Source organism: uncultured Sphingomonas sp. (assembly GCF_964237155.1).
GTDB lineage: Bacteria > Pseudomonadota > Alphaproteobacteria > Sphingomonadales > Sphingomonadaceae > Sphingomonas.
Genome location: NZ_CAXSHH010000039.1, coordinates 1 through 24,152 on the forward strand (window position 1 = coordinate 1; position 24,152 = coordinate 24,152).

Here is a 24,152-nt window from a genome sequence, read left to right on the forward strand (position 1 = left end):
CGCGCAGACGGTCGAGGCGATGGTGCCGCTGGCGAACATGTTCGGCTACGTGAACCAGCTGCGTTCGTTCACGCAGGGGCGCGCTCAGTACTCGATGCAATTTTCGCATTACGATGAGGTCCCGGCCAACGTCGCGGACGAGGTCAAGGCTAAGCTGGCCTGAAGGCGCACCGGGTCAAGGCGACTTGGCCTCGAGATGCCGCAAGGCTGGTCGGCGGGCCACGTAGTGGACCCGTTCGACGAAACAGCGGATTTACTCCGCTGTCCGCCGGCCCCTCGAAGCGGGATTTTGGATCAAATCCGGAGCGATGAGACAGGCGGCGGAGCCGGAGCCGGAACCCGCTGGCGTTAATGAAATCCACCCGCTATGGGGCCGCGTTCGCGCGGGTCCCCGGCGGTTCCCCGATACTGATCCCAGAAGGTAGGAAACATGGCGAAGAAGAAGTTCGAGCGGAACAAGCCGCACCTCAACATCGGCACGATCGGTCACGTGGACCATGGCAAGACGTCGCTGACGGCGGCGATCACCAAGGTTTTGGCCGAGACCGGCGGCGCGACCTACACGTCGTACGACAACATCGACAAGGCGCCCGAGGAGCGCGAGCGCGGCATCACGATCTCGACCGCCCACGTCGAGTATGAGACGGAGGCGCGGCACTACGCGCACGTCGATTGCCCGGGCCACGCGGACTACGTCAAGAACATGATCACGGGCGCCGCGCAGATGGACGGCGCGATCCTGGTGGTGTCGGCGACCGACGGCCCGATGCCGCAGACCCGCGAGCACATCCTGCTCGCGCGCCAGGTCGGCGTGCCCGCGATGGTCGTGTTCATGAACAAGGTCGACTTGGTCGACGACGCCGAGATCCTCGAGCTCGTCGAGCTCGAAATCCGCGAGCTGCTGTCGTCCTATGAGTTCCCGGGTGACGACATTCCAATCATCCAGGGTTCGGCGGTCGCCGCGCTCCAGGACAAGACGCCCGAGATCGGCCATGACGCCGTGCTGAAGCTGATGGAGGCGGTCGACAGCTACATCCCGCAGCCCGAGCGTCCGCTCGACAAGCCGTTCATGATGCCGATCGAGGACGTGTTCTCGATCTCGGGTCGCGGCACGGTCGTCACCGGCCGCGTCGAGACCGGCATCGTCAAGGTCGGCGAGGAAGTCGAGATCGTCGGCATCAACGACACCCGCAAGACCACGGTCACGGGCGTCGAGATGTTCCGTAAGCTGCTCGACCAGGGTCAGGCGGGCGACAATGTCGGCGCGCTGATCCGAGGCGTGGGCCGTGAGGACGTCGAGCGCGGTCAGGTGCTGTGCAAACCGGGCACGATCAAGCCGCACACCGACTTCTCGTCGGAGGTGTATGTGCTGTCGAAGGAGGAGGGCGGTCGTCACACTCCGTTCTTCGCCAACTATCGCCCGCAATTCTACTTCCGCACCACCGACGTGACCGGCACCGTCGAGCTGCCCGAGGGTACCGAGATGGTCATGCCCGGCGACAACGTCGCGCTCGGCATCAAGCTGATCGCGCCGATCGCGATGGACGTCGGCCAGCGCTTCACGATTCGCGAGGGTGGCCGAACCGTCGGTGCCGGGGTTGTCAGCGGCATCACCAAGTAGTATCCGCGCCGATCTGAGTTAGGGCCGGCCTTGGGCGACCGAGGCCGGCTTTTACTTTTAGTAAGAGGCCCGGGCGTTCCGCGTCCCCGATCTCCAGTGATTTCGTTCAATCAGATAGAGCCGCTGAGCGGCCCGCTCTTTCGCATCGGTAGGGTTCAATGGACAACAACATCCGCATTCGCTTGAAGGCGTTCGATCACCGCGTGCTCGACCAAGCCGCCGGTGACATAGCCGACACCGCGCGCCGCACCGGCGCGCTGATCCGTGGCCCGATCCCACTGCCGACGCACATCGACAAGTTCACGGTCAACCGTGGGCCTCACATCGACAAAAAGTCGCGCGAGCAGTTTGAGACTCGCACCTACAAGCGCCTGCTCGACATCGTGCAGCCGACGCCACAAACGGTCGATGCGCTGATGAAGCTGGACCTCGCTGCGGGCGTTGACGTCGAGATCAAGCTGGCCTAAGGCTAGCGTTCTCGCAGAGGATCGATCGGTTCCGCGAGAGTTACGACATCGAGATACCGCCGACGGTTCGCCGTCGGGACAGCGTCTCCCGTCATGCTTCCTTGTGGAAGCAGCCAGCCCGGGACGGGGCCGTTTTTTGCATACCGGGCTACATGCACGTCGGAATGGTCCGGCGTGCCTCTGTAAGGAGTATGGATCATGCGCACCGGCGTGATCGCGAAGAAGTTGGGGATGACCCGCCTGTTCCAGGACGACGGCCGGCATGTGCCCGTCACGGTCTTGCAACTCGATGGCGTGCAGGTCGTCTCCGTTCGCGAAGAAACTCGTGATGGCTATACCGCCGTCCAGCTCGGCGCCGGAAGCGCCAAGGCCAAGAACCTTTCCAAGCCGCAGCGTGGCCATTTCGGCAAGGCGGAGGTTGAGCCTAAGGCGATCCTCGCCGAGTTCCGCGTCGACGGCGATGCACTGCTCGATGTCGGGGCCGAGCTGTCGGCCAATCATTACGTCGCCGGGCAATATGTCGATATCCAGGGCCGAACGCAGGGCAAGGGCTTCGCCGGCGGTATGAAGCGCTGGAACTTTGGCGGCCTGCGCGCGACGCACGGCGTCTCGGTGTCGCATCGCTCGCTCGGTTCGACCGGTCAGCGCCAGGATCCAGGCAAAGTCTTCAAGAATAAGAAGATGGCCGGGCATATGGGCGACAAGTATCGCACCCAGCAGAACCTTGAGATCGTCGGCACCGACATTGAGCGTGGGTTGATCTTCGTGAAAGGCTCAGTTCCCGGATCGAAGGGCAGCTGGCTGTTCGTTAAGGACGCGATCAAGGAAGCGCGCCATGCGGACGCGCCGTATCCGGCGGGCCTGAAGGCCGCAGATACCAACACGCTTGTCGATGATGCGGCGGATACGTCTATGGAGCAGACGGTCGATGTGACCACGATCGACGGCCAGGAGGGCTGATCATGCAAATCAAGGTACAGTCCTTCGCCGGCACCGATGCGGCTGACATCGAGTTGAATGATGATGTCTTTGGCCTGGATCCGCGCGCGGACATCCTGCACCGCGTCGTCACCTGGCAGCTCGAGAAGCGCCGTGCGACCGCGCGCGGCACTCGCGAGCGTGCCGACGTGGCGCGCACCGGCAAAAAGCTGGGTCGCCAGAAAGGTGGCGGCACCGCGCGTCATGGCGATCGGCGCGCGCCGATTTTCGTCGGCGGCGGCAAAGCACATGGCGCCCGTGTCCGCGACTTCGACCCGAGCTTGAACAAGAAGGTTCGCGCGCTGGGATTGAAGATGGCGTTGTCGAGCCATGCCAAGGCGGGATCGTTAGTGATCATGGACTCGCTCGCGGTCGAAGGCGGCAAGACGAAGACGCTGAAGGGCGATTTAGCCAAGCTTGGCTTCGGCAAGCGCGCGTTGGTGATCGACGGCGACATGGTCGACACTAGCTTCGCGTTCGCGGCGGGCAACCTGCATGAGGTGAATATCCTCCTGGCGGTCGGCGCGAACGTGTACGACATCATCAAGGCTGACACGCTGGTGCTGACGCGCGCCGCTGTCGAGAAGCTGGAGGCGCGTTTCAATGGCTAAGCAGCAGGGTGCGGTGGACCCGCGCCATTACGATGTGATCGTCGCGCCCCACATTACCGAAAAGGCGACGCTCGTGTCTGAGCACAATGCGGTCGTTTTTCGCGTTTCGCAGGACTCGACCAAGCCGCAGATCAAGGCTGCGGTCGAGACACTGTTCGGCGTGACCGTGATCGGTGTCAACACGATCGTACAAAAGGGCAAGACCAAGAAGTGGAAGGGCGCGCCGTACCAGCGCTCCGACATGAAGAAGGCGATCGTGACGCTGGGCCAAGGCCAATCAATCGACGTTACCACGGGGATCTGAGGCGATGGCGCTCAAGCAATATAATCCGACCACGCCTTCGCAGCGTGCGCTGGTCCTGATCGACCGCTCGACGCTCTGGAAGGGATCGCCCGTCAAGGCGTTGACCGAAGGCAAGCGGAAGTCGGGCGGCCGCAACAACAAGGGTCACGTGACCAGCCGTGGCATCGCGGGCGGTCACAAGCAGCGTTATCGCTACGTTGATTTTGTCCGGCGCAAGTGGGACGTGGAGGGTACGGTCGAGCGGCTGGAGTACGATCCGAACCGTACCGCCTTTATCGCGTTGATCCGCTATCCAGACGATGAGGTTGCCTATATCCTGGCGCCGCAGCGGTTAGGTGTTGGTGACAAAGTGATCGCGGGCAAGAAGACCGATGTGAAGCCGGGTAATGCGATGGAACTGGGGCAAATGCCCGTTGGCACTATCGTCCACAACGTCGAGATGAAGCCCGCCAAAGGTGGCCAGATTGCGCGTTCGGCTGGGACCTACGTCCAGGTCGTTGGGCGTGACCGCGGCATGGTAATTGTGCGGCTCACTTCGGGGGAGCAGCGCTATATTCGCGGTGAATGCATGGCGACGGTGGGTGCGGTATCGAACCCTGACAACCAGAACCAGAATTTCGGCAAGGCCGGCCGCAGTCGCTGGATGGGCAAGCGCCCGCTGACGCGCGGCGTGGCCAAGAACCCGGTCGACCATCCGCATGGCGGCGGCGAGGGCCGCACTTCGGGCGGCCGTCATCCGGTCACGCCGTGGGGCAAGCCAACTAAGGGCGCGCGTACACGTCATAATAAGTCGACCGACAAGATGATCATCCGGTCGCGTCATTCGACGAAAAGGAAGGGCTAAATGCCTCGTTCAGTCTGGAAGGGTCCGTTCGTCGACCTGCATCTCCTGAAGAAGGCGGAAACCGCTCAGGATGCCAACGCGCGTGCGCCGATCAAGACCTGGTCGCGCCGCTCGACGATCCTGCCGCAGTTCGTCGGCCTGACATTCTCCGTCTATAACGGGCGCAAGTTCGTGCCGGTGTCGGTCAATGAGGACATGGTTGGCATGAAGCTCGGCGAGTTCGCGCCCACGCGCTACTTCCCCGGCCACTCAGCCGATAAGAAGGGCAAGCGCTGATGTCCAAGCCGAAATCCCCCCGCAAGGTCGGCGACAAGGAAGCCTTGTCGGTCGGCACGCAGATTCGCGGCTCTGCGCAGAAGCTCGGCCTGGTCGCGGCGCTCATCCGCAACAAAAAGGCGGGCGATGCGATGAACATCCTGCAATTCTCGACCAAGGGCATGGCCGTTGATGCGCGTAAGGTGCTCGCCTCGGCGATCGCTAATGCGGAGAACAACCATAATCTCGACGTCGACGCGCTCGTCGTGTCGGAGGCGAGCGTGGGCAAGTCGATCACCATGAAGCGGTTTGCCACGCGCGGCCGCGGTAAGTCGACCCGCATCCTCAAGCCGTTCAGCCGTCTGCGCATCATCGTGCGCGAGCAGGAAGAAGCATAATGGGTCAGAAGAGCAACCCGATTGGCCTGCGCCTGCAGATCAACCGCACCTGGGACAGCCGCTGGTTCGCCGAGGGCGCGGATTATGGCCGGCTGCTTCAGGAGGACCTGAAGATCCGGTCGTATATCATGAAGTCGTTGCCGCAGGCGGCGATATCAAAGGTAGTGATAGAGCGTCCGGCCAAGCTGTGCCGCATCTCGATCTTCGCCGCGCGCCCGGGTGTGATCATCGGCAAGAAAGGCTCGGACATCGAGCGGCTGCGCAAGACGATCGGTGGGATGACCGCGTCGGACGTGTCGTTGAATATCGTCGAGATCCGCAAGCCCGAGGTCGACGCGCGGCTGGTCGCGCAGGGCATCGCCGATCAGCTGGAGCGCCGTATCGCGTTCCGCCGGGCGATGAAGCGCGCCGTTCAGTCCGCTTTGCGGCTTGGCGCCGAGGGCATCCGCGTCGCTTGCGGCGGTCGGCTCGGCGGCGCGGAGATCGCGCGGTCGGAATCGTATCGTGAAGGTCGTGTGCCGTTGCATACGCTCCGCGCGAACATCGATTACGCCGAGGCCGAGGCGCATACGTCTTACGGAGTGTGCGGCGTCAAGGTCTGGGTGTTCAAGGGCGAGATCCTGGGTCACGACCCGATGTCGACCGACCGTCTGATGATGGAAGCTCAGACCTCCGGCGTGCGCCCCGCGCGCGACGACCGCCGTTAAGGGGCAGGGACACCAATCATGCTGCAACCGAAGAAGACCAAGTTCCGGAAGGCGTTCAAGGGACGCATTCACGGCGACGCCAAGGGAGGCACCGCGCTGAATTTCGGCTCGTATGGGCTGAAGGCGATGGAGCCGGACCGCATCACCGCGCGGCAGATCGAGGCGGCCCGTCGCGCGATCACGCGTCACATCAAACGTCAGGGACGGTTGTGGATCCGGATTTTCCCCGATGTACCGGTATCGTCCAAGCCCGCCGAGGTCCGGATGGGTAAGGGCAAGGGCTCGCCAGAGTTCTGGGCGGCGCGGGTCAAGCCGGGTCGTATCTTGTTCGAGTTGGACGGGGTCGAGGGCCAGATCGCCGCGGAGGCGTTTGAGCGGGCGGCGATGAAGCTGCCAATCAAGGTCAAGGTAGTTGCCCGTCTGGGCGATACGTCCCACCTGGGAGGTGAGTGATGGCGCAGAAGGATTTCGTCGGCCAGTCCGAGGACCAGTTGAGCGAGAAGCTTGGCGAACTGAAGCGCGAGCAGTTCAACCTGCGCTTCCAGGCCGCGACCAACCAGCTGGAGAAGCCCAGCCGCGTGCGCGAGGTTCGAAGGGACATCGCGCGGATCAAGACCATGCAGGCGCAGCGCTCCAGCGCCGCGTCGGCCAAGTAAGGATTTAGGGACATGCCGAAGCGCATGCTGACCGGGCTGATCGTGTCCGACAAGGGCGAGAAGACGGTGGTTGTGAACGTGGAGCGCAAGGTCAAGCACCCGCTCTATGGCAAGATCATTCGTCGCTCGAAGAAGTACCATGCTCATGACGAGCAGAACGAGTTCAAGGCGGGCGAGACGGTGCGGATCGAGGAGACCGCGCCGATCAGCAAGCTGAAGACCTGGAAGGTCGTTGATCGGGTGAACACCCATGCGACTCCCGAGCGGGTCGACGTCGACGCCTGAAAAGCGTCGTTTCTGAAGGCGGGGCTGGGTCGGTATCCACCCCATAGTGAGAAGGAAGCGGATCAGTGATCCAGATGCAGTCCAATCTCGACGTCGCGGACAATAGCGGCGCGAAGCGGGTCCAGTGCATCAAGGTGCTTGGGGGTTCCAAGCGCCGTGTTGCGGGTGTCGGCGACATTATCGTCGTATCGATCAAGGAAGCGCAGCCGCGCGGCCGCGTGAAGAAAGGCGACGTCCACCGCGCCGTCATCGTGCGCACCGCCAAGGACATTCACCGCGCCGACGGGTCGACCATCCGGTTCGACTCGAACGCGGCGGTGCTGGTCAACAAGAACGAGGAGCCGATCGGCACCCGTATCTTCGGCCCGGTCGTACGCGAACTTCGCGGCAAGAAGCATATGAAGATCATCTCGCTCGCGCCGGAGGTGCTGTGATGGCATCCGCGCGTATCAAGAAAGGCGATCAGGTCATCGTCCTGTCGGGCAAGGACAAGGGGCGTACCGGCACGGTGACCGCGTCCATGCCCAAGCTGGACAAGGTGATTGTCGGTGGCGTCAACATCGCCACCAAGCATCGCAAGGCGAGCCAGGCCGACCCGCAGGGTGGCCTGGAGCGCGTCGAGGCGGCGCTGCACGTGTCGAAGGTTTCGCATGTGACCGCCGACGGCAAGGCGACCCGCGTCCGCTTCGAGGAGCGCGACGGCAAGAAGGTCCGTGTGGCCGTGAAGACGGGGGACGTGATCAATGGTTGAGCAGACCGATGTCAAGCAGGCGGGGAACGTGTATATCCCGCGCATGCAGGCGATCTACAACGATCGCATCGTCGCCGCGATGACCGAGAAGTTCGGTTATAAGAACAAGCTCGAGATCCCGCGGCTTGATAAGATCGTCCTTAATATGGGCGTGGGCGAGGCGACTCAAGACAAGAAGCGCGTTGATCAGGCCGCGTCCGAGATGGAGCTGATCGCTGGCCAGAAGCCGGTGATCACCAAGGCCAAGAAGTCGATCGCGCAATTCAAGCTGCGTGAGGGCATGCCGATCGGCGTCAAGGTGACGCTGCGTCGCGAGCGCATGTACGAGTTCTTGGATCGGTTCATCACGATCGCGCTTCCCCGGGTCCGTGACTTTCGCGGGCTGAATCCCAAGAGCTTCGACGGTCGCGGCAATTACGCCTGCGGCTTGAAGGAACAGCTGGTGTTCCCCGAGATCAGCTACGACCGCGTCGACAAGGTGCGCGGCATGGACGTGATCGTGACCACCACGGCGAAGACGGACGACGAGGCGCGCGAGCTGCTCCGGTTGTTCGGCTTCCCGTTCCCGATCGAGGAAGAAGTCGCCGAGAAGAAGGCGGCGTAGTTAGCTTTCTCTCCCGCTTGCGGGAGGGAGTCGGGGAGAGGGCAGTGTGTTCCTCTCTCAATCACATCGTGAGGGTTCTCTGAACAGTCCCTCTCCCCGGCCCTTTCCCGCAAAGCGGGGGAGGGAGAAAGAAGAAGAGAGCTTAAGTCCATGGCGAAACTGAGTTCGATCAATAAGAACAACCGTCGCAAGGCGATGGTGAAGCAATATGCGCCGAAGTATGCGGCGCTGAAGGCGAAGGCCAACGACCAGTCGCTAGACGATGGCGAGCGGTTGATCGCCCGGCTGAAGATGGCCGAGTTGCCGCGAAATGCGAACCCGACGCGCATTCGTAACCGGTGCGAGGTCACGGGACGTCCGCGCGCCTATTACCGCAAGTTCCGCCTCGCCCGCGTCATGCTGCGCGATCTCGCCAATAAGGGCATGATCCCCGGCGTCACCAAGTCGAGCTGGTAAGGATACACTCATGGCAGTGACCGATCCCCTGGGTGACCTGCTCACCCGCATCCGCAACGGGCAGCGCGCGAAGAAGGACTCCGTCCTGACGCCCGCGTCCAAGCTGCGCGTCCGCGTGCTCGACGTGCTCCAGCGCGAGGGCTACATTCGCGGTTATAGCGAAGAGCAGATGGGCCCCGCGGCGGGCTTGCGCGTCGAGCTGAAGTATTTCGAGGGCCAGCCCGCGATCAAGCATGTGGCCCGCGTGTCCAAGCCCGGCCGGCGTGTCTATTCGGGAAGCCAAGCGCTTCCCCGTGTGATGAACGGCCTAGGCATCACCATCGTGTCGACGCCGCGCGGCGTGCTCTCGGACGCCGAGGCGCGCGAGCAGAATGTCGGCGGCGAAGTCTTGGCGGAGGTGTTCTGATGAGCCGCATCGGTAAAAGGGCGGTTACGGTTCCGGCCGGCGTCACCGCTAATATCGCCGACGGGCAGCTGAGCGTGAAGGGTCCCAAGGGGACGCTGAGCCTCAGCCTCCGGGACGAGATCAGCTATACGCTCGACGATGGCGGCATCTCGGTGCAGCCGGCGAACGACAGCAAGCAGGCTCGGGCATTCTGGGGCATGCAGCGGACGCTGGTTCAGAATCTGGTGACGGGCGTGACCGACGGTTTCACCAAGAAACTGCTGATCACGGGCGTCGGCTACCGTGCCGCGGCGCAGGGACGCAACCTGAAGCTGCAACTGGGCTATAGCCACGACGTCAACATCGATGTGCCGACGGACCTTGAGGTCAAGACGCCGGACAACACGACGATTGAGATTAGCGGCGCCGACAAGCAGAAGGTGGGTCAATTGGCCGCCGAGATCCGTCGCTGGCGCAAGCCCGAGCCCTACAAGGGCAAGGGTATCAAGTATGCCGGTGAGTTCATCTTCCGTAAGGAAGGGAAGAAGAAGTGATGACTAAGGGACTTTCCCTCTTCGAGAAACGGCGGCGCCGCAACCGTACCGCGCTCCGTTCGCGGACGGGCGTGCGGCCGCGGCTGTCGGTGCATCGTTCGGGCAAGCACATCTACGCGCAGATCATCGACGACGCCGAGGGCCGCACGGTCGCGGCCGCGTCGACGCTGACCACCGATGCCAAGGCGGTGTCGGGCGCGAACATGGACGCGGCGGCCGGCGTCGGTCGGCGCGTGGCGGAGGCGGCGAAAGCGGCGGGCGTGACGCAGGTCGTGTTCGACCGTGGCGGCTTCCTGTTCCACGGACGCGTCAAGGCGCTGGCGGAAGCCGCGCGCGAAGCCGGATTGGAGTTCTAAGACATGGCTGACGACAACAACCAGCCGACCACCGGTTCCGAAAACGCGCCGCAGGATGCGGCCGGTGCGGCTCCGGCCGGCAACACGGGCGGTCCCGGCGGCGGGTATCAAGGCGGCGGTGGCGGCGGTTACCAGGGCGGAGGCGGCGGTGGTCGCGGCCGTGGTGGTCCCGGCGGCGGCCCGGGCGGCAATCGTGGGCGCGGCGGCGGCCCGGGCGGCAACCGCGGCGGTCGCGACGGCGGTCGTGGGCGCGACAATCGCGGCCGTGGCGGCCCCGGGTCGGACGATGGCGGCGAGGAGCTGATCGAGAAACTGGTCCACATCAACCGCGTGTCCAAGACGGTGAAGGGCGGCAAGCGCTTCGGCTTCGCGGCTCTGGTCGTGGTGGGTGACGGCAAGGGCCGGGTCGGCTTTGGTCACGGCAAGGCGCGCGAAGTGCCGGAGGCGATTTCGAAAGCGACCGCCGCCGCTAAGAAGGCGATGGTCCGCGTGCCGCTCCGTGACGGGCGCACGTTGCATCATGACGCGAACGGGCATTTCGGTGCAGGGCGCGTCACGGTCCGCGCCGCGCCGCAGGGGACGGGCATCATCGCCGGCGGTCCGATGCGGGCGATCTTCGAGTCACTGGGCGTCGCCGACGTGGTGACCAAGTCGGTGGGCACGTCCAACCCCTACAACATGATCCGCGCGACCTTCCAGGCGCTGGGCGACCAGACCAGCCCGAAGGCGGTGGCGCAGCGTCGCGGCAAGAAGATCGCCGACCTGCTCGGCCGCGGGCCGGGCGGCGCGGCGACCGCCGAGGCGGAAGCCGTGATGGTGACGGAGTAAGCATGATGGCGACCATCAAGATCAAGCAGACGGGTTCGCCCATTCGCCGTACTTCCGACCAGCGCGCGACGCTGGTCGGGCTGCGGCTTAACAAGATGCACCGGGTCAGCGAGCTCGAGGACAGCCCCGAGATCCGGGGCATGATCCGCAAGGTGCAGCACATGGTCGAGGTGGTGGAGGGCTAGCTCCCTCCTCCACTTCATGGGAGAGGGTTGGGGAGAGGGGCTGTTTCAAGCACCTGCGCCTGCCCCTCTCCCCGGCCCTCTCCCCGTGGGGGAGAGGGAGAACAGCGCGACAAAAGCGAAAGCGAGTGCACGACATGAACTTGAACGACCTGCGCGACAATGAGGGCGCGCGTAAGAGCAAGATGCGCGTCGGACGCGGTATCGGCTCGGGCAAGGGCAAGACCGGCGGACGTGGCCAGAAGGGCCAGAAAAGCCGCGAGGGCGTGTCCATCGCCGGCTTCGAGGGCGGTCAGATGCCGCTCCACATGCGGCTGCCAAAGCGCGGCTTCAACAACATCTTCGCGACCGATTACGCCGAGGTCAATCTGGGCGCGATCCAGAAGGCGTTCGACGCGGGCAAGCTCGGTGCGGATGCGACGATCGATCACGCCATGCTGAAAGCGGCGGGGCTGGCTCGCGGCGGCAAGGACGGTGTCCGCTTGCTCGGCAAGGGCGCGATCACGACCAAGCTGAACTTCCTGGTCCAGGGCGTGTCGGCCGGTGCGCGTGCCGCCGTCGAGGCGGCGGGCGGTTCGGTCGAGGTGCCGACGCTGATCCCGGCGGCCGAGAAGGCCGCGGCCAAGAAGGGCAAGGTCCGCGCGGCCCGCATCGCGTCGCGCACGGCCTGATCCGATCCGCCGTCCGCTCCGGAGACGGAGCGGATTAGACAAGCGCCCGGGTGCGCTTATATGACGGCGGGATGGGTCGCGACCCATCCCGCCGTCTTCGTTTCCAGGATACCACCTACGCATGGCGACCTCAGCCGACCGGATGGCGCAAGGCCTGAACCTCGCCAAGTTCGCCAAGGCGACCGACCTCAAAAAGCGGTTGTGGTTCACGATCGGCGCGCTGATCGTGTTCCGGCTGTTGTCCTACGTACCGCTGCCGGGGATCGATCCGACCGCGCTGGGGCTGTTGAACCAGCAGACGCAGGGCGGGGTGCTCGACTTCTTCAACACCTTCTCGGGCGGCGCGCTCAGCCGGATGTCGCTGATCGCGCTCGGCATCATGCCATACATCACCGCGTCGATCGTGGTGCAGTTGGCGACCAGCTTGTCGCCGACGTTGGGGGCGATCAAGAAGGAGGGGGAGAGCGGGCGCAAGCGGTTGAACCAATATACCCGTTACGGCACGGTCGGGCTGACCGCGATCCAGGGTTACTTCATCGCGGTCGGGCTGGAGGCGTTGGGCGCGACGCAGGGCGTGCAGGCGGTGATCGAGCCGGGGATCACGTTCCGTGTCGCCGCCGTCATCTCGCTCGTCGGCGGCACCATGTTCCTGATGTGGCTGGGCGAGCAGATCACCAGCCGGGGCATCGGCAACGGCGTATCGCTGATCATCATGGCGGGGATCGTGGCGAGCCTGCCGACGACGTTGGTGCAGTTGTTGGAGGGCGGGCGTTCGGGATCGCTCGACCCGATCCGGATCATCGGCATCGTCCTGCTCGTGATCGCGCTCGTGCTGTTCATCTGCTTCATGGAGCGGGCGCAGCGCCGCATCCTGATCCAGTATCCCAAGCGCCAGACGCAGCGCGGGATGCAGGCGGACCGCAGCCACCTGCCGCTCAAGATCAACACGGCGGGCGTGATACCGCCCATCTTCGCCTCCTCGTTGTTGCTGATGCCGCTGACGGTCAGCCAGTTCGCCGGCCAGCGGATCGCGGGCGAGAGCGCGTGGGGCGATTTCATTATCGGGCTGAACCAGTATCTCCAGCACGGGCAGCCGCTGTACATGCTGCTGTATGGCGCGGGGATCATCTTCTTTTCATTCTTCTACACGGCCGTGGTGTTCAACCCGGAGGAGACGGCGGAGAACCTGAAGCGGTATGGCGGGTTCGTGCCCGGCATCCGGCCGGGCAAGAACACCGAGACGTATTTCGATTACGTGCTGACGCGAATCACCGTGATCGGGGCGGCGTACCTGACGACGATCTGCCTATTGCCCGAGTACATCACCGCGGCGCTGGGCATCCCGTTCCTGCTGGCCGGGACCAGCCTGCTGATCGTCGTCAACGTGACGATGGACACGGTGACGCAGATCCAGTCGCACCTGCTGGCGCACCAATATGGCGACCTGATCAAAAAGGCGAAGCTCAAGGGCGGTCGCCTGCGCTAAGTCGGCGGTCAGCGCCTGATTACGAAGTGGGGGGAACCGTCCGCGTGAACATCATCCTGTTGGGGCCGCCGGGGGCGGGCAAGGGTACGCAGGCGGCGCGCCTGGTCGCAGAGCGCGGCATGGCGCAGCTGTCGACTGGCGATATGCTGCGTGCGGCCGTCAAGGCGGGAACGCCCGTCGGGCTCCAGGCCAAGGCGGTGATGGAGGCGGGCGAGCTCGTATCGGATGCCATCGTCTCCGCGCTGATCGGCGAGCGGCTCGATAAGGCGGATACGGCGGAAGGGGTAATCTTCGACGGTTATCCTCGAACAGCCGCGCAGGCGGACGCGCTCGACTTGCTGCTGTTGGAACGCGGACGCGCGCTGGACTGGGTGATCGAGCTGGAGGTGGACGAGGCGGCGCTGATCGAGCGGGTGGTCGGGCGGTATACCTGCGCGAATTGCGGCGCGGGCTATCATGATCGCTTCAAGTCGCCCGTCGTCGTCGGGACGTGCGACGCCTGCGGCGCGCATGCATTCAAACGGCGGCCGGACGACAACGCCGAGACCGTCGGCACCCGCATGGCCGAGTACCGAGCGAAGACGGCGCCGATCCTGCCGATCTACGAAGCGCGCGGGCTGGTCCGGCGAGTGGACGGCATGGCGGACATGGAGATGGTCGGTAGCGCGATCGGGGCGATCCTGGCCGAGCGGACCGATCGAGCACGTCCGGGCAGCGTTTCGGTTCCGGCGCGCGGTTGACACGCCTCGTCGCGGGACTTAGATGCGCCCTACTCCGACAGGCTGGTGAACGGCGGCGCTCGTACGCGTCCGCCGCGATCGTGCGTTCGGAGTAATTGCGACGATATGGGGTGCGTGCGGCCATGCCGACCCCGTGGAGCTAGGAGAAGCATTTCATGGCACGTATCGCCGGTATCAACATTCCATCGAACAAGCGCGTCGTGATCGCGCTGACGTATATTCACGGGATCGGGCCTTCCAAGGCCGAACAGATCACGACCAAGCTCGGCATCGTGCCCGAGCGGCGCGTGCAGGACCTGACCGATCAGGAAGTGCTGCAGATCCGCGAGGCGATCGACGCCGATCACCAGGTCGAAGGCGACCTGCGCCGCACCACCGCGATGAACATCAAGCGCTTGATGGACCTGGCCTGCTATCGCGGCCTGCGTCACCGCCGGGGCCTGCCCGTACGCGGCCAGCGTACGCACACCAACGCCCGCACCCGCAAGGGCAAGGCCAAGCCGATCGCCGGCAAGAAGAAGTGAGCCGCAGCCGCGTTTGCGCGCGGCCTGCTCCCCCATTCTTCAGATACGGCTTTCAAGGTTAGGATTACGAAATGGCTCAGGCCCCGCAGCGCATCAAGCGTCGTGAACGCAAGAACATCACGTCGGGCGTCGCGCATGTGAACGCGTCGTTCAACAACACCATGATCACCATCACCGACGCGCAGGGCAACACGATCTCGTGGTCGTCCGCCGGCACGATGGGCTTCAAGGGCAGCCGCAAGTCGACGCCCTACGCCGCACAGGTCGCCGCCGAGGACGCGGGCAAGAAGGCCGCCGAACACGGCGTCCGTACGATCGAGGTCGAGGTCAAGGGTCCGGGTTCCGGCCGCGAGTCGGCGCTTCGCGCGCTCCAGGCCGTCGGGTTTCAGATCACATCGATCCGCGACGTGACCTCGATCCCGCATAACGGCGTGCGCCCGTCCAAGCGGCGTCGCGTCTGAACTTTCCTGCCCGCAGCGTCGCTTAACAAACGCCGCGGGCCGTTCTCATGGCCGGCGGCGTCCGTTCGTCCGGCTCCCAAATCAGGGGAAGCAAATGGCTGTCAACGCAAAGAACTGGCAGGAGCTCAAGAAGCCCAGCGGTCTCGAAAAGCGCGGAGGCGACGGAAAGCGCAAGGCGACGTTCGTGGCCGAGCCGCTGGAGCGCGGCTTCGGGCTGACTCTGGGTAACGCGCTGCGCCGCGTGCTCTTGTCCTCGCTCCAGGGCGCGGCAGTGACGTCGATCAAGATCGAGAACGTGTTGCACGAATTCTCCTCGCTCGCGGGCGTGCGCGAGGACGTGACCGACATCGTCCTGAACGTGAAGCAGCTGGCGATCCGCATGCAGGGCGAAGGCCCCAAGCGACTTCAGCTGGCGGCGACTGGGCCGGGCGAGGTCAAGGCCGGCGACATCGCGGTGTCGGGCGACATTGAGATCATGAACAAGGATCTGGTGCTGTGCCACTTGGACGAGGGCGCGACCCTGAACATGGAGCTGACCGCCGACACGGGTAAGGGCTACGTCCCCGCGATCGCGAACCGGCCGGCGGATGCGCCGATCGGGCTGATCCCGGTGGATGCGCTGTATTCGCCGGTACGCCAGGTCAGCTACAAGGTCGATCCGACGCGCGTCGGCCAGGATCTGGATTACGACAAGCTGACGCTGACGGTCGAGACCAACGGGACGGTCAGCCCCGAGGACGCGGTCGGTTACGCCGGCCGTATCCTGCAGGACCAGCTAGCCCTCTTCGTGCAGTTCGAGGAGGGTCAGGTGGTCCATCGCGCGGCCCCGATCGGTCACGCGATGCCGTCGGCGATGGGCGGTGCGGTCGAGCCGGTCGGCGACACGCAACAGATCAATCGCTATCTTCTGAAGAAGGTTGATGAGCTGGAGCTGTCGGTGCGGTCGGCGAACTGCCTGAAGAACGACAACATCATCTATATCGGTGACCTGGTGGGCAAGACCGAGGCGGAGATGCTGCGGACGCCGAATTTCGGTCGCAAATCGCTGAACGAGATCAAGGAGGTGCTGTCGTCGATGGGCCTACGGCTGGGGATGGAGATCCCGGGCTGGCCGCCGGAGAACATCGAGGAGATGGCCAAGAAGCTCGAGCAGGAGATCATGGGCTGAGCCGCACCGGATCAGCATAGCTGACCCGAAGACCGCGCAAGCCTGGCCGGCGGGGAGCGGGTGCGACCGCGACATCGGCCTGGTCGAGAAAAGCCCCGTAGCGAAAGCCGCGGCGCTTATAGACGATGCCGGTGTGGGACATGGGCGATGGTGATCGCCGGGTTCGGGATGATCGGCATGGCGATGCGCCGCCGCGCCCGGGTGCCCACGCTTGCCGCGTAATCACGCGCGTGACGCGGACGTCAATGCCGGCGACGATACGGGTTCGCCATCGTCCCGACCCAGCCGGCGGTCGCAACGGGACCCGGTGCCCGGGCGGTCGATCCCGGGGCTGGGCCCGCGCCGGACGTGGTCTTTGGCGCGACGAAGGTCTTGGACCGCGCGGCATCCGGATCGATGGGCTCGGCGAACCGCAGGCCCGCCGCGTCGTCCTTGACCCAGACCACGGTCGCGCCAATCGCCGCGAGCACGCCGACCGAGACCAGCACGGTCGACCCCGGCCTAAGCGATCCCGCGCGATCGACGCGCGCGCCGGTCGTCGACAGGTCCTTGATCCGGTGCTTGGTCGGCGTGCCGCCGCCGAAGCCGCCGATCTCCGCGCCGAGCAAGACCTGTTGGCGCGGGCTGCGCGCCGTAAGATCGTCCGGAGCGGGAGCAGGCGTCGCCGGGTCGTGTTCGTCCTGTTTCATGGCTTTAGTTGTTTGGAGGGGCAAGCTGAGACGGTACGGCCTAAGCATTAACGGACCTGTTACCAAGCGCATATCATTGACCACGGTGGCCGATGCGTTTGTTCGTGCCGCAGGCATAATGATTGCCACCATTTTTACCGTTCGCTGGTTTCCTGCCCGATGGAACGGGAGAACGGGCATGACGGACGACCGGGCGGACCACCGGGCGAACAACCGGATCGTTGCCGTCGGATTTCTGACGAGGCGCGATCTCGAGGTGTTGGGAACGGGTTTCCTGCGACAATTCCCGGTGACGGACGACCATGCATTCGCCGATCTGCTGGCTGAGCTGGACGGGGTGGAAGGGGTGCCCACCGGCAGGCGGGTGCGGGTCAGCATGGGAGAGTAGGGGTCGGGGCGGATGCCGGAGGCGGGAAGGCCGGGGTAGGCTCGCTTGACTTTCGAGCCCGCATCAGGTGTAGACGCAAGCTTCTGGGCGGTTCCTCCGCCCGGCCGACGCTACCTTGCACGGGCGTCGAACGAACCGAAGGACCATAACATGCGCCATCGCGTCGGCGGCCGTAAGCTGCAGCGTACCTCCGCCCATCGCCTCGCCCTGTTCCGGAACATGGCGGCGGCGCTGATCAAGCATGAGCAGATCACCACGACGGTCGCCAAGGCCAAGGAGCTTCGGCCATATGTCGAGAAGCTGGTGACGCTGGCCAAGCGCGGTGGTTTGTCGAACCGGCGGTTGGCGCACGCGCGGCTGCTTGACGATGCTCAGCTGGTGAAGTTGTTCGACGTGATCGGGCCGCGTTACGCCGACCGGAACGGCGGCTATACGCGCGTCATCAAGGCGGGCATTCGCCTCTCGGACGCGTCGCCGATCGCGATCATCGAATTCGTCGACCGTGATGTGTCGGCGAAGGGGCAGGACTCGGGTCCGGTGATGACGGACGAGGATTACAGCGAAGCGGCGTGATACTCTCCCCTCCCGTTTACGGGAGGGGTCGGAGAAGGGCCTGGGTGGGGACCGTGCTCGTGGACGACCCTCCCGCAGCCCATCCCGCGAACGGGAAGGGAGAAGAATGGGGCTCTTCCGTCCGGGCGACGTGCTGACTAGAGCCGCGTCATGAACCATCCCGACACCATCCTGATCGTCGATTTTGGCAGCCAGGTCACGCAGCTGATCGCGCGACGGGTGCGCGAGGCGGGGGTCTATTCCGAGATCGTGCCTTTCAACATCGCCGCCGAGGCGTTCGCGAGAATCCGGCCAGCGGGGGTGATCCTGTCGGGCGGGCCGGCATCGGTGGCACATACGGAGTCGCCCCGGATACCCGACACGATACTGCATAGCGGGCTGCCGATGCTTGGCGTCTGTTACGGGCAGCAGGCGCTGACGGCGCAACTGGGCGGGTCGGTGGAGCGGGGGATGAGCGGCGAGTTCGGCTCGGCCTTCGTCGACGTCGCGGACGGGTGCGCGTTGTTCGACGGGGTTTGGAGCGAGGGCGAGCGGCACCGGGTGTGGATGAGTCACGGCGACCATGTCGCCGCGCTCGCCCCCGGCTTTCGCTCGGTCGCGGCGAGCGCGGGCGCGCCGTACGCGGTCATCGCCGACGATGCCAGGCGCATCTACGCGATGCAGTTCCATCCGGAGGTGGCGCATACGCCCGACGGCGCGAAGCTGATCGCCAATTTCGCGCGGCATGTGTGCGGGCTGGCAGGCGACTGGACGATGGCGGAGTTCAGGGCGGCCAAGACCGCCGACATTCGCGCGCAAGTCGGCGGGGGACGCGTCATCTGCGGCTTGTCGGGAGGCGTGGACTCCGCGGTGGCGGCGGTGCTGATCCATGAGGCGATCGGCGAGCAGCTGACCTGCGTGTTCGTCGACCACGGCCTGCTCCGCGCGGGCGAGGCGGAGCAGGTGGTGTCGCTGTTCCGCGGGCATTACAACATCCCGCTGGTCCATGTGGACGCGGTGACGTTGTTCATGAACGGGCTGGCGGGAATCGCCGACCCGGAAGCCAAGCGCAAATTCATCGGCAAGACGTTCATCGACGTGTTCGAGGACGAGGCGAGGAAGGTCGGCGGGGCCGGGTTTCTGGCGCAGGGAACGCTCTATCCGGACGTGATCGAGAGCGTGTCCTTCACCGGTGGGCCGTCGGTTACGATCAAGAGCCACCATAATGTCGGCGGCCTGCCCGAGCGCATGGACATGAAGCTGGTCGAGCCATTGCGCGAACTGTTCAAGGACGAGGTGCGCGTGCTGGGGCGCGAGCTGGGACTTCCCGACACGTTCGTGGGGCGGCATCCCTTCCCCGGCCCGGGCCTCGCGATCCGCATCCCGGGCGAGGTGACGCGCGAGCGGTGCGACATCCTACGCCGTGCGGACGCGATCTATCTGGAGGAGATCAGGGCGGCGGGGCTGTATGACGCGATCTGGCAGGCCTTCGCGGTGCTGCTGCCCGTGCGCACGGTGGGCGTGATGGGCGATGCGCGAACGTACGATTGGGTGCTGGGCCTGCGCGCGGTGACGTCGACCGACGGGATGACAGCAGAGGCGTTCGAGTTCCCGGGCGGCTTCCTGGCGCGGGTGACGACGCGGATCATCAACGAGGTGCGCGGGGTGAGCCGGGTGGTGTACGACTACACGTCGAAACCGCCCGGAACCATCGAGTGGGAATGACCGGGGCCCGCGACCATGCGGGGCATGGTCGCGGCCTGGCCGCTGGACGGCGCAAGCCGCCGCGATGACGGCTATCCGCGATCCCGGAGTCTCCGGCGTGTCGCGACGGTCGCTGGCGCTCGCCGCCTTCTCCACGATGGTGGAGTGGTACGATTTCACCCTGTACCTTTATATGGCGACGATCCTGTCGCGCGTGTTCTTCGGCGGGGTCGCGGGGTCGCTCGCCGTCACGTTGGCCGCGTTCGCGGTGTCGTACCTGCTGCGGCCGCTGGGTGCGCTGGCGTTCGGGTCGATCGGCGACCGGTACGGCCGGCGCGCGGCGATGCTCCTGTCGATGGCGCTGATGACCGCGGCGATGCTGGCGACCGCGCTGCTTCCCACCCGCGCGCAGGTCGGGCCGGGCGCGGCGGGGGCGCTGCTGGCGCTCAGGTGCGTGATGTCCTTTTCAGTGGGCGGCGAATATACGGGCGTGGTCGCGTATCTGCTGGAGGGGGCGCGGCGCGACCGGCGCGGGCTCGTCACCTCGGGCGCGGCGGCGGCGAGCGAGATCGGCGCGCTGCTGGCGGCAGCCACGGCCGCACTGACGGTCGGGTCGCTCGAAACGGCGGCGTTGGACGCGTGGGGGTGGCGTATCCCATTCCTCGTCGGCGCGGCGCTGGCGGCGGGCGTGTGGGTCTTGCGGTCGTGGATGGAGGAGTCGCCCGAGTTCGACCGGCAACGCGCGCGTGGAACCGTGCCGAAAGACCCGGTGCGCCATGCGCTCGGGGCGCAGCGTCCCGCGATCGCGCGCGGCTTCGCGATCTCGGCGCTGGGGTCGATCACCTACTATGTCGGGATCACCTATATTCCCGCCTTTCTGACCTCGGTGGGCGGATCAGGCGAGGGGCGATCGCTGTGGCTGTCCACGGTCGCGGCGGCGGTCGTGATCTTGGTGACGCCCGCGACGGGGATGCTGTCCGACCGGTGGGGGCGGAAGCCGGTCCTGCTCGCCCTGTGCGCGAGCGCGATCGTCCTGCCGGCGGCGATGTTCGCGCTGATGGCGGGCGGTGATCCATCGGCCGCGATCCTGGGCGCGGTCGTGCTGGCGGGCATGGGCGGCGGCGTGAGCGCGGTGGGCGCGGTCGCCACGGCCGAGCTGCTGCCGGGCGAGGGGCGCATGACGGGGCTGGCGTTAGGCGCGACGACGGCGACCGCGATCTTCGGCGGGCTGACGCCTCTTATCGCGCAGCTTCTGATCGAGCATACCGGGTGGCCGCCGGTGCCGGGCGCGATGATCGCGGCCGTGGCGGCCTGCGCGTTGCCCGTCCTGCTCACCTTGCCGGAGACACGGCCGGCGCGCGCCTGAGCGGTCCCGTCACAAGCCGCGGACGAACGCCTCCAGCGCGGCGTTGACCTCGGCGGGGCGTTCCTGCTGGACCCAGTGGCCGGCCCCCTCGATCAGGGTGACACCGCGCGGGTCGTCGAGATGCGCGGTGGCGTTCGCGTAGGTGTCGTGGCCGGGAATGAAGCGGCGGACGGGGTCGAGCGTCCCGGCGACGAAGCAGGCGGGCTGGGCGATGCGGAGGCCCTCGACCGGCGCGCGGGCCTCCCAATCGAGGCGTTGCGCGCGATAGCGGTTGAGGGGACCGCGCCAGCCGCCCCTGGCGAACGCGTCGTTATACAGGGCTAGGTCCTGCGCGCTGAGCCATGCGGGAAGGTGCTCGGGCAAGGGCATGCCGGTCAGGAACTTGTCGGCGCGTGTCTTGTGCCGCCGGAAGGCGTGGGCGACTCCCTCGCCCGAGATGCCCCAGTAGATCTTGAGCAGCGCGTCGGGGTCGGCGGCGAACTCGGCCTCGGCGACGCCCTCCGCCTGGAAATAAAGCTGGTAAAAGAACCTGTCGACATAGACCTTATCCATGAGGTCGAGGAAGAAGCGGTCGTCCATTGGGTTGTACGGAACACTTAGCCCCGCGACCGCGACGACGCGTTCGGGATGGCGGACCGCCGTCTGCCAGACGATGGGGGCGCCCCAGTCGTGGCCGAACAGGATCGCGCGACCGCCCAAATGGTCGATGACGGCGGCGACGTCGGCGCAGAGCTCGGCCATGGCGTAGGCGGCGATGGCGTGCGGCTTGGAGCTGTCGCCGTAGCCGCGGACGTCGAGCGCGGCGATGCGATGGCCCAGCCCCGCGAAATGCGTGATCTGGTGCCGCCAGCTATGAGCGAGTTCGGGCCAGCCATGGACGCACAGGATCGGCGGGTGCGGGCCGTCGGCTGGACCGTCCAGAAGAACGTTAAGCGCGATATCGCCGTTCTCGACCTGTGTTCGTTCCACTCCGGACCTCCCTGCATTCGGTCGGAAGCATGGGGCGGGGTCGGGTCGGTGGCAAGCGGCGTGCCCCTCCACCACTCGCCCAGGGGGGCGGGCGGTCCCCCTCTCCGTTCCGGGGAGGAATTGGGGCGAAGCTGGGCTTGGTGGGCGGTTAGCAATCGCGGGATGGCGGGGGCGGGCGGGGGCGCTATCCCGGCCGCATGACGCTGACGCATCTCGATCGGCTGGAGGCCGAGAGCATCCACATCCTGCGCGAGGTCGTCGCGGAGGCGGCGCGGCCGGTGATGCTTTATTCGATGGGGAAGGATTCGGCGGTGATGCTGCATCTGGCGAGGAAGGCGTTCTTCCCCGCCGCGCCGCCGTTCCCGCTGCTGCATGTCGATACGACTTGGAAGTTCCGGGAGATGTACGCCGTGCGCGAGCGCGCGGCGGCGAAGGCGGGGATGCGGTTGATCGTCCACCGCAATCCGGACGCGCTGGCCCGCGGGATCAACCCGTTCGACCATGGAAGCCTCCATACCGACCTGTGGAAGACGGAGGGGTTGAAGCAGGCGCTGGATGCCGGGCGTTTCGACGCGGCATTCGGGGGCGCGCGGCGGGACGAGGAGAAGAGCCGGGCCAAGGAGCGGGTGTTCTCGTTCCGGACGGCGAGCCACCGTTGGGATCCCAAGCGGCAACGGCCGGAATTATGGCGCCTGTACAACGCGCGGGTGACGGCGGGGGAGTCGATGCGGGTGTTTCCGCTGTCGAATTGGACCGAGCTGGATGTGTGGCAGTATATCCGGCGCGAGGGGCTGGAGATCGTGCCGCTCTATCTCGCGGCGATGCGGCCGACCGTGGAGCGGGACGGGATGCTGCTGATGGTGGACGACGAGCGGTTCCGGTTGCGGGCCGGGGAGCTGCCGGTGGCGCGGTCGATCCGGTTCCGGACGCTCGGCTGCTATCCGCTGACGGGGGCGGTGGAGAGCGCGGCGGCGACGCTGGATGCGGTGATCGCGGAGATGCTGGCGACGACCACATCCGAGCGGATGGGGCGGGCGATCGATGGCGAAGGCGCGGCGAGCATGGAGCGCAAGAAGCAGGACGGGTATTTCTGATGAAGGTGAGGGAGAAGGTGACCATTCCCGACATCGACGCGTTCCTGCGGGCGCATGAGGACAAGTCGCTGTTGCGGTTCATCACCTGCGGGTCGGTCGATGACGGCAAATCGACGCTGATCGGGCGGTTGCTGCACGATACGCGGGCGGTGTTCGACGATCAGATGGCGGCGCTGGAGGCGGACTCGGCGCGGGTCGGGACCCAAGGGGCGGAGATCGACTTCGCGCTGCTGGTGGACGGGCTGGCGGCGGAGCGCGAACAGGGGATCACGATCGACGTCGCCTATCGGTATTTCGCGACAGCGCGGCGCAAGTTCATCGTCGCGGACACGCCGGGGCACGAGCAGTATACGCGTAACATGGTGACAGGCGCGTCGACCGCCGACCTGGCGGTGATCCTGGTCGATGCGCGCAAGGGCGTGCTGACCCAGACGCGGCGGCACGGGTACTTGGTCAATCTGCTGGGGGTGCGCCAGATCGTGCTGGCGGTCAACAAGATGGACCTGGTCGGGTGGGACCGGGCGCGGTTCGAGGCGATCGTCGTGGACTATGCGGCGTTCGCGGAGGGGATCGGCGCGGCTCCGGCGACCGCGATCCCGATCTCGGGCTTTCGGGGAGACAACGTGATCGGCCCCTCGGCGAACATGCCGTGGTATGACGGTCCCGCGTTGCTCGGGTATCTGGAGACGGTCGAGGTCGACGCGGAAGCTGCGCGGCCGTTCCGGATGCCGGTACAATGGGTGAACCGGCCCGACCTCGACTTTCGAGGCTTCGCGGGGACGGTGGCGGGCGGGTCGGTCAAGCCGGGCGACGCGGTCAGGGTACTGCCGTCGGGGCGGACCACGACCGTCGCGCGGGTGGTGACGTTCGATGGCGACCTGGAAGAAGCGGAGGAGGGGCGGGCGGTGACGCTGACGCTGGCGGACGAGGTCGACTGCTCGCGCGGGGACGTGCTGGCGGCGGCGGGCGATCCGTCGGAGGTTGCTGATCAGTTCGAGGCGACCATCGTGTGGATGGACGACACGCCGATGTTGCCGGGGCGGGGATACTGGCTGAAGCTGGCGACGCAGACGGTGACGGCGCAGGTGGCGCAGCCCA

The 24,152-nt window shown here is 65.8% G+C and carries 36 protein-coding genes; 34 read left to right on the forward strand and 2 right to left on the reverse strand.

Going from position 1 to position 24,152, the window contains the following annotated elements; translation table 11 throughout:
- From ACFE71_RS09700 to ACFE71_RS09835, 28 genes are all read left to right on the forward strand, one after another.
- Positions 1 to 163: hypothetical protein (locus ACFE71_RS09700; RefSeq protein WP_375428618.1), on the forward strand; the 163-nt coding region annotated here is incomplete at its 5' end.
- 267 nt (positions 164 to 430) lie between these two features.
- Positions 431 to 1,621 (forward strand): elongation factor Tu, encoded by a 1,191-nt coding sequence (gene tuf, locus ACFE71_RS09705; RefSeq protein WP_375428593.1) that lies wholly within the window; start codon positions 431 to 433, stop codon positions 1,619 to 1,621.
- A 158-nt stretch (positions 1,622 to 1,779) separates the two neighbouring features.
- A complete protein-coding gene (rpsJ, locus tag ACFE71_RS09710; RefSeq protein ID WP_033921125.1) occupies positions 1,780 to 2,088 on the forward strand; it encodes a 30S ribosomal protein S10 in 309 nt (102 codons plus the stop codon).
- Positions 2,089 to 2,286: 198 nt separating this feature from the next.
- Positions 2,287 to 3,048 carry a 50S ribosomal protein L3 gene (gene rplC / locus ACFE71_RS09715; RefSeq protein WP_375428594.1) on the forward strand — a complete coding sequence of 254 codons (762 nt, stop codon included), beginning with the start codon at positions 2,287 to 2,289 and terminating at the stop codon, positions 3,046 to 3,048.
- A gap of 2 nt (positions 3,049 to 3,050) precedes the next feature.
- Positions 3,051 to 3,677 (forward strand): 50S ribosomal protein L4, encoded by a 627-nt coding sequence (rplD, locus tag ACFE71_RS09720; RefSeq protein WP_375428595.1) that lies wholly within the window; start codon positions 3,051 to 3,053, stop codon positions 3,675 to 3,677.
- On the forward strand, positions 3,670 to 3,981 hold the full coding sequence (locus ACFE71_RS09725) for a 50S ribosomal protein L23 (RefSeq protein WP_375428596.1): 312 nt from the start codon (positions 3,670 to 3,672) through the stop codon (positions 3,979 to 3,981). The genes rplD and ACFE71_RS09725 overlap by 8 nt, the downstream gene beginning before the upstream one ends.
- A 4-nt stretch (positions 3,982 to 3,985) precedes the next feature.
- Positions 3,986 to 4,825, forward strand: a complete 840-nt coding sequence (rplB, locus tag ACFE71_RS09730) for a 50S ribosomal protein L2 (RefSeq protein ID WP_375428597.1) — start codon at positions 3,986 to 3,988, stop codon at positions 4,823 to 4,825.
- A complete protein-coding gene (rpsS, locus tag ACFE71_RS09735; protein ID WP_375403520.1) occupies positions 4,826 to 5,101 on the forward strand; it encodes a 30S ribosomal protein S19 in 276 nt (91 codons plus the stop codon).
- Positions 5,101 to 5,478 (forward strand): 50S ribosomal protein L22, encoded by a 378-nt coding sequence (rplV, locus tag ACFE71_RS09740; protein WP_375428598.1) that lies wholly within the window; start codon positions 5,101 to 5,103, stop codon positions 5,476 to 5,478. Before rpsS ends, rplV begins: the two co-directional genes overlap by 1 nt.
- Positions 5,478 to 6,185 carry a 30S ribosomal protein S3 gene (gene rpsC, locus ACFE71_RS09745; protein ID WP_375428599.1) on the forward strand — a complete coding sequence of 236 codons (708 nt, stop codon included), beginning with the start codon at positions 5,478 to 5,480 and terminating at the stop codon, positions 6,183 to 6,185. The genes rplV and rpsC overlap by 1 nt, the downstream gene beginning before the upstream one ends.
- Before the next feature lie 18 nt (positions 6,186 to 6,203).
- Entirely contained in the window at positions 6,204 to 6,638 is a 435-nt protein-coding gene (gene rplP / locus ACFE71_RS09750) for a 50S ribosomal protein L16 (protein ID WP_375403523.1), read from the forward strand.
- Positions 6,638 to 6,841, forward strand: a complete 204-nt coding sequence (gene rpmC, locus ACFE71_RS09755; protein ID WP_375403524.1) for a 50S ribosomal protein L29 — start codon at positions 6,638 to 6,640, stop codon at positions 6,839 to 6,841. Before rplP ends, rpmC begins: the two co-directional genes overlap by 1 nt.
- Before the next feature lie 12 nt (positions 6,842 to 6,853).
- Positions 6,854 to 7,126, forward strand: a complete 273-nt coding sequence (rpsQ, locus tag ACFE71_RS09760; RefSeq protein WP_375403525.1) for a 30S ribosomal protein S17 — start codon at positions 6,854 to 6,856, stop codon at positions 7,124 to 7,126.
- A 65-nt stretch (positions 7,127 to 7,191) separates the two neighbouring features.
- Positions 7,192 to 7,560: a 50S ribosomal protein L14 gene (rplN, locus tag ACFE71_RS09765; protein WP_174291909.1), complete on the forward strand. Its 369-nt coding sequence runs from the start codon at positions 7,192 to 7,194 to the stop codon at positions 7,558 to 7,560.
- A complete protein-coding gene (gene rplX, locus ACFE71_RS09770; RefSeq protein WP_375428600.1) occupies positions 7,560 to 7,877 on the forward strand; it encodes a 50S ribosomal protein L24 in 318 nt (105 codons plus the stop codon). The genes rplN and rplX overlap by 1 nt, the downstream gene beginning before the upstream one ends.
- Positions 7,878 to 7,920: 43 nt before the next feature.
- Positions 7,921 to 8,481 carry a 50S ribosomal protein L5 gene (gene rplE / locus ACFE71_RS09775; protein WP_375428619.1) on the forward strand — a complete coding sequence of 187 codons (561 nt, stop codon included), beginning with the start codon at positions 7,921 to 7,923 and terminating at the stop codon, positions 8,479 to 8,481.
- Positions 8,482 to 8,631: 150 nt separating this feature from the next.
- Entirely contained in the window at positions 8,632 to 8,937 is a 306-nt protein-coding gene (rpsN, locus tag ACFE71_RS09780; RefSeq protein ID WP_375403528.1) for a 30S ribosomal protein S14, read from the forward strand.
- Positions 8,938 to 8,947: 10 nt separating this feature from the next.
- A complete protein-coding gene (gene rpsH, locus ACFE71_RS09785; RefSeq protein ID WP_331005718.1) occupies positions 8,948 to 9,343 on the forward strand; it encodes a 30S ribosomal protein S8 in 396 nt (131 codons plus the stop codon).
- On the forward strand, positions 9,343 to 9,876 hold the full coding sequence (gene rplF / locus ACFE71_RS09790; protein ID WP_375428601.1) for a 50S ribosomal protein L6: 534 nt from the start codon (positions 9,343 to 9,345) through the stop codon (positions 9,874 to 9,876). Before rpsH ends, rplF begins: the two co-directional genes overlap by 1 nt.
- On the forward strand, positions 9,876 to 10,232 hold the full coding sequence (rplR, locus tag ACFE71_RS09795; protein ID WP_375428602.1) for a 50S ribosomal protein L18: 357 nt from the start codon (positions 9,876 to 9,878) through the stop codon (positions 10,230 to 10,232). The genes rplF and rplR overlap by 1 nt, the downstream gene beginning before the upstream one ends.
- Before the next feature lie 3 nt (positions 10,233 to 10,235).
- The gene (rpsE, locus tag ACFE71_RS09800; RefSeq protein ID WP_375428603.1) at positions 10,236 to 11,060 is read left to right on the forward strand and encodes a 30S ribosomal protein S5; all 825 of its coding nucleotides are present in this window, start codon (positions 10,236 to 10,238) and stop codon (positions 11,058 to 11,060) included.
- A 5-nt stretch (positions 11,061 to 11,065) separates the two neighbouring features.
- Positions 11,066 to 11,245, forward strand: coding sequence for a 50S ribosomal protein L30 (gene rpmD, locus ACFE71_RS09805; protein ID WP_375428604.1), 180 nt, complete (start codon positions 11,066 to 11,068; stop codon positions 11,243 to 11,245).
- Positions 11,246 to 11,379: 134 nt separating this feature from the next.
- The gene (rplO, locus tag ACFE71_RS09810; protein ID WP_375428605.1) at positions 11,380 to 11,913 is read left to right on the forward strand and encodes a 50S ribosomal protein L15; all 534 of its coding nucleotides are present in this window, start codon (positions 11,380 to 11,382) and stop codon (positions 11,911 to 11,913) included.
- A gap of 121 nt (positions 11,914 to 12,034) precedes the next feature.
- Positions 12,035 to 13,399: a preprotein translocase subunit SecY gene (secY, locus tag ACFE71_RS09815; RefSeq protein ID WP_375428606.1), complete on the forward strand. Its 1,365-nt coding sequence runs from the start codon at positions 12,035 to 12,037 to the stop codon at positions 13,397 to 13,399.
- A gap of 44 nt (positions 13,400 to 13,443) precedes the next feature.
- Positions 13,444 to 14,139, forward strand: coding sequence for an adenylate kinase (locus tag ACFE71_RS09820; protein ID WP_375428607.1), 696 nt, complete (start codon positions 13,444 to 13,446; stop codon positions 14,137 to 14,139).
- 155 nt (positions 14,140 to 14,294) lie between these two features.
- On the forward strand, positions 14,295 to 14,663 hold the full coding sequence (gene rpsM / locus ACFE71_RS09825) for a 30S ribosomal protein S13 (protein ID WP_375428608.1): 369 nt from the start codon (positions 14,295 to 14,297) through the stop codon (positions 14,661 to 14,663).
- A 71-nt stretch (positions 14,664 to 14,734) separates the two neighbouring features.
- Positions 14,735 to 15,124, forward strand: a complete 390-nt coding sequence (gene rpsK, locus ACFE71_RS09830) for a 30S ribosomal protein S11 (RefSeq protein ID WP_375403538.1) — start codon at positions 14,735 to 14,737, stop codon at positions 15,122 to 15,124.
- Between the two features lie 94 nt (positions 15,125 to 15,218).
- Entirely contained in the window at positions 15,219 to 16,292 is a 1,074-nt protein-coding gene (locus ACFE71_RS09835) for a DNA-directed RNA polymerase subunit alpha (RefSeq protein ID WP_375428609.1), read from the forward strand.
- Positions 16,293 to 16,534: 242 nt separating this feature from the next.
- Here ACFE71_RS09835 and ACFE71_RS09840 read toward each other — a convergent pair whose 3' ends face one another.
- The gene (locus ACFE71_RS09840; protein ID WP_375428610.1) at positions 16,535 to 16,981 is read right to left on the reverse strand and encodes a PilZ domain-containing protein; all 447 of its coding nucleotides are present in this window, start codon (positions 16,979 to 16,981) and stop codon (positions 16,535 to 16,537) included.
- 76 nt (positions 16,982 to 17,057) lie between these two features.
- Here ACFE71_RS09840 and ACFE71_RS09845 point away from each other — a divergent pair, with 76 nt between their 5' ends.
- From ACFE71_RS09845 to ACFE71_RS09860, 4 genes are all read left to right on the forward strand, one after another.
- Positions 17,058 to 17,369, forward strand: a complete 312-nt coding sequence (locus tag ACFE71_RS09845; RefSeq protein WP_375428611.1) for a hypothetical protein — start codon at positions 17,058 to 17,060, stop codon at positions 17,367 to 17,369.
- Positions 17,370 to 17,519: 150 nt separating this feature from the next.
- Positions 17,520 to 17,942 (forward strand): 50S ribosomal protein L17, encoded by a 423-nt coding sequence (gene rplQ / locus ACFE71_RS09850; protein WP_375428612.1) that lies wholly within the window; start codon positions 17,520 to 17,522, stop codon positions 17,940 to 17,942.
- A gap of 150 nt (positions 17,943 to 18,092) precedes the next feature.
- Positions 18,093 to 19,646: a glutamine-hydrolyzing GMP synthase gene (gene guaA / locus ACFE71_RS09855; RefSeq protein WP_375428613.1), complete on the forward strand. Its 1,554-nt coding sequence runs from the start codon at positions 18,093 to 18,095 to the stop codon at positions 19,644 to 19,646.
- A gap of 64 nt (positions 19,647 to 19,710) precedes the next feature.
- Positions 19,711 to 20,991, forward strand: a complete 1,281-nt coding sequence (locus tag ACFE71_RS09860) for an MFS transporter (protein WP_375428614.1) — start codon at positions 19,711 to 19,713, stop codon at positions 20,989 to 20,991.
- 9 nt (positions 20,992 to 21,000) lie between these two features.
- Here the strand turns inward: ACFE71_RS09860 and ACFE71_RS09865 are convergent, their stop codons facing one another.
- Positions 21,001 to 21,960, reverse strand: a complete 960-nt coding sequence (locus ACFE71_RS09865; RefSeq protein WP_375428615.1) for an alpha/beta hydrolase — start codon at positions 21,958 to 21,960, stop codon at positions 21,001 to 21,003.
- Positions 21,961 to 22,157: 197 nt separating this feature from the next.
- On the opposite strand from ACFE71_RS09865, the gene cysD reads away from it, so the two are divergent.
- Positions 22,158 to 23,054 (forward strand): sulfate adenylyltransferase subunit CysD, encoded by an 897-nt coding sequence (gene cysD / locus ACFE71_RS09870; RefSeq protein ID WP_375428616.1) that lies wholly within the window; start codon positions 22,158 to 22,160, stop codon positions 23,052 to 23,054.
- Positions 23,054 to 24,152: sulfate adenylyltransferase subunit 1 (locus ACFE71_RS09875; protein WP_375428617.1), on the forward strand; the 1,099-nt coding region annotated here is incomplete at its 3' end. The genes cysD and ACFE71_RS09875, both read left to right, overlap by 1 nt.

Bases quoted from the DNA above. Each gene is read 5' to 3' on its own strand.
- tuf (WP_375428593.1), top strand. From the start codon at position 431: ATGGCGAAGAAGAAGTTCGAGCGGAACAAGCCGCACCTCAACATCGGC.
- rpsJ (WP_033921125.1), top strand. From the start codon at position 1,780: ATGGACAACAACATCCGCATTCGCTTGAAGGCGTTCGATCACCGCGTG.
- rplC (WP_375428594.1), top strand. From the start codon at position 2,287: ATGCGCACCGGCGTGATCGCGAAGAAGTTGGGGATGACCCGCCTGTTC.
- rplD (WP_375428595.1), top strand. From the start codon at position 3,051: ATGCAAATCAAGGTACAGTCCTTCGCCGGCACCGATGCGGCTGACATC.
- ACFE71_RS09725 (WP_375428596.1), top strand. From the start codon at position 3,670: ATGGCTAAGCAGCAGGGTGCGGTGGACCCGCGCCATTACGATGTGATC.
- rplB (WP_375428597.1), top strand. From the start codon at position 3,986: ATGGCGCTCAAGCAATATAATCCGACCACGCCTTCGCAGCGTGCGCTG.
- rpsS (WP_375403520.1), top strand. From the start codon at position 4,826: ATGCCTCGTTCAGTCTGGAAGGGTCCGTTCGTCGACCTGCATCTCCTG.
- rplV (WP_375428598.1), top strand. From the start codon at position 5,101: ATGTCCAAGCCGAAATCCCCCCGCAAGGTCGGCGACAAGGAAGCCTTG.
- rpsC (WP_375428599.1), top strand. From the start codon at position 5,478: ATGGGTCAGAAGAGCAACCCGATTGGCCTGCGCCTGCAGATCAACCGC.
- rplP (WP_375403523.1), top strand. From the start codon at position 6,204: ATGCTGCAACCGAAGAAGACCAAGTTCCGGAAGGCGTTCAAGGGACGC.
- rpmC (WP_375403524.1), top strand. From the start codon at position 6,638: ATGGCGCAGAAGGATTTCGTCGGCCAGTCCGAGGACCAGTTGAGCGAG.
- rpsQ (WP_375403525.1), top strand. From the start codon at position 6,854: ATGCCGAAGCGCATGCTGACCGGGCTGATCGTGTCCGACAAGGGCGAG.
- rplX (WP_375428600.1), top strand. From the start codon at position 7,560: ATGGCATCCGCGCGTATCAAGAAAGGCGATCAGGTCATCGTCCTGTCG.
- rplE (WP_375428619.1), top strand. From the start codon at position 7,921: ATGCAGGCGATCTACAACGATCGCATCGTCGCCGCGATGACCGAGAAG.
- rpsN (WP_375403528.1), top strand. From the start codon at position 8,632: ATGGCGAAACTGAGTTCGATCAATAAGAACAACCGTCGCAAGGCGATG.
- rpsH (WP_331005718.1), top strand. From the start codon at position 8,948: ATGGCAGTGACCGATCCCCTGGGTGACCTGCTCACCCGCATCCGCAAC.
- rplF (WP_375428601.1), top strand. From the start codon at position 9,343: ATGAGCCGCATCGGTAAAAGGGCGGTTACGGTTCCGGCCGGCGTCACC.
- rplR (WP_375428602.1), top strand. From the start codon at position 9,876: ATGACTAAGGGACTTTCCCTCTTCGAGAAACGGCGGCGCCGCAACCGT.
- rpsE (WP_375428603.1), top strand. From the start codon at position 10,236: ATGGCTGACGACAACAACCAGCCGACCACCGGTTCCGAAAACGCGCCG.
- rpmD (WP_375428604.1), top strand. From the start codon at position 11,066: ATGGCGACCATCAAGATCAAGCAGACGGGTTCGCCCATTCGCCGTACT.
- rplO (WP_375428605.1), top strand. From the start codon at position 11,380: ATGAACTTGAACGACCTGCGCGACAATGAGGGCGCGCGTAAGAGCAAG.
- secY (WP_375428606.1), top strand. From the start codon at position 12,035: ATGGCGACCTCAGCCGACCGGATGGCGCAAGGCCTGAACCTCGCCAAG.
- rpsM (WP_375428608.1), top strand. From the start codon at position 14,295: ATGGCACGTATCGCCGGTATCAACATTCCATCGAACAAGCGCGTCGTG.
- rpsK (WP_375403538.1), top strand. From the start codon at position 14,735: ATGGCTCAGGCCCCGCAGCGCATCAAGCGTCGTGAACGCAAGAACATC.
- ACFE71_RS09835 (WP_375428609.1), top strand. From the start codon at position 15,219: ATGGCTGTCAACGCAAAGAACTGGCAGGAGCTCAAGAAGCCCAGCGGT.
- ACFE71_RS09840 (WP_375428610.1), bottom strand. From the start codon at position 16,981: ATGAAACAGGACGAACACGACCCGGCGACGCCTGCTCCCGCTCCGGAC.
- rplQ (WP_375428612.1), top strand. From the start codon at position 17,520: ATGCGCCATCGCGTCGGCGGCCGTAAGCTGCAGCGTACCTCCGCCCAT.
- guaA (WP_375428613.1), top strand. From the start codon at position 18,093: ATGAACCATCCCGACACCATCCTGATCGTCGATTTTGGCAGCCAGGTC.
- ACFE71_RS09860 (WP_375428614.1), top strand. From the start codon at position 19,711: ATGACGGCTATCCGCGATCCCGGAGTCTCCGGCGTGTCGCGACGGTCG.
- cysD (WP_375428616.1), top strand. From the start codon at position 22,158: ATGACGCTGACGCATCTCGATCGGCTGGAGGCCGAGAGCATCCACATC.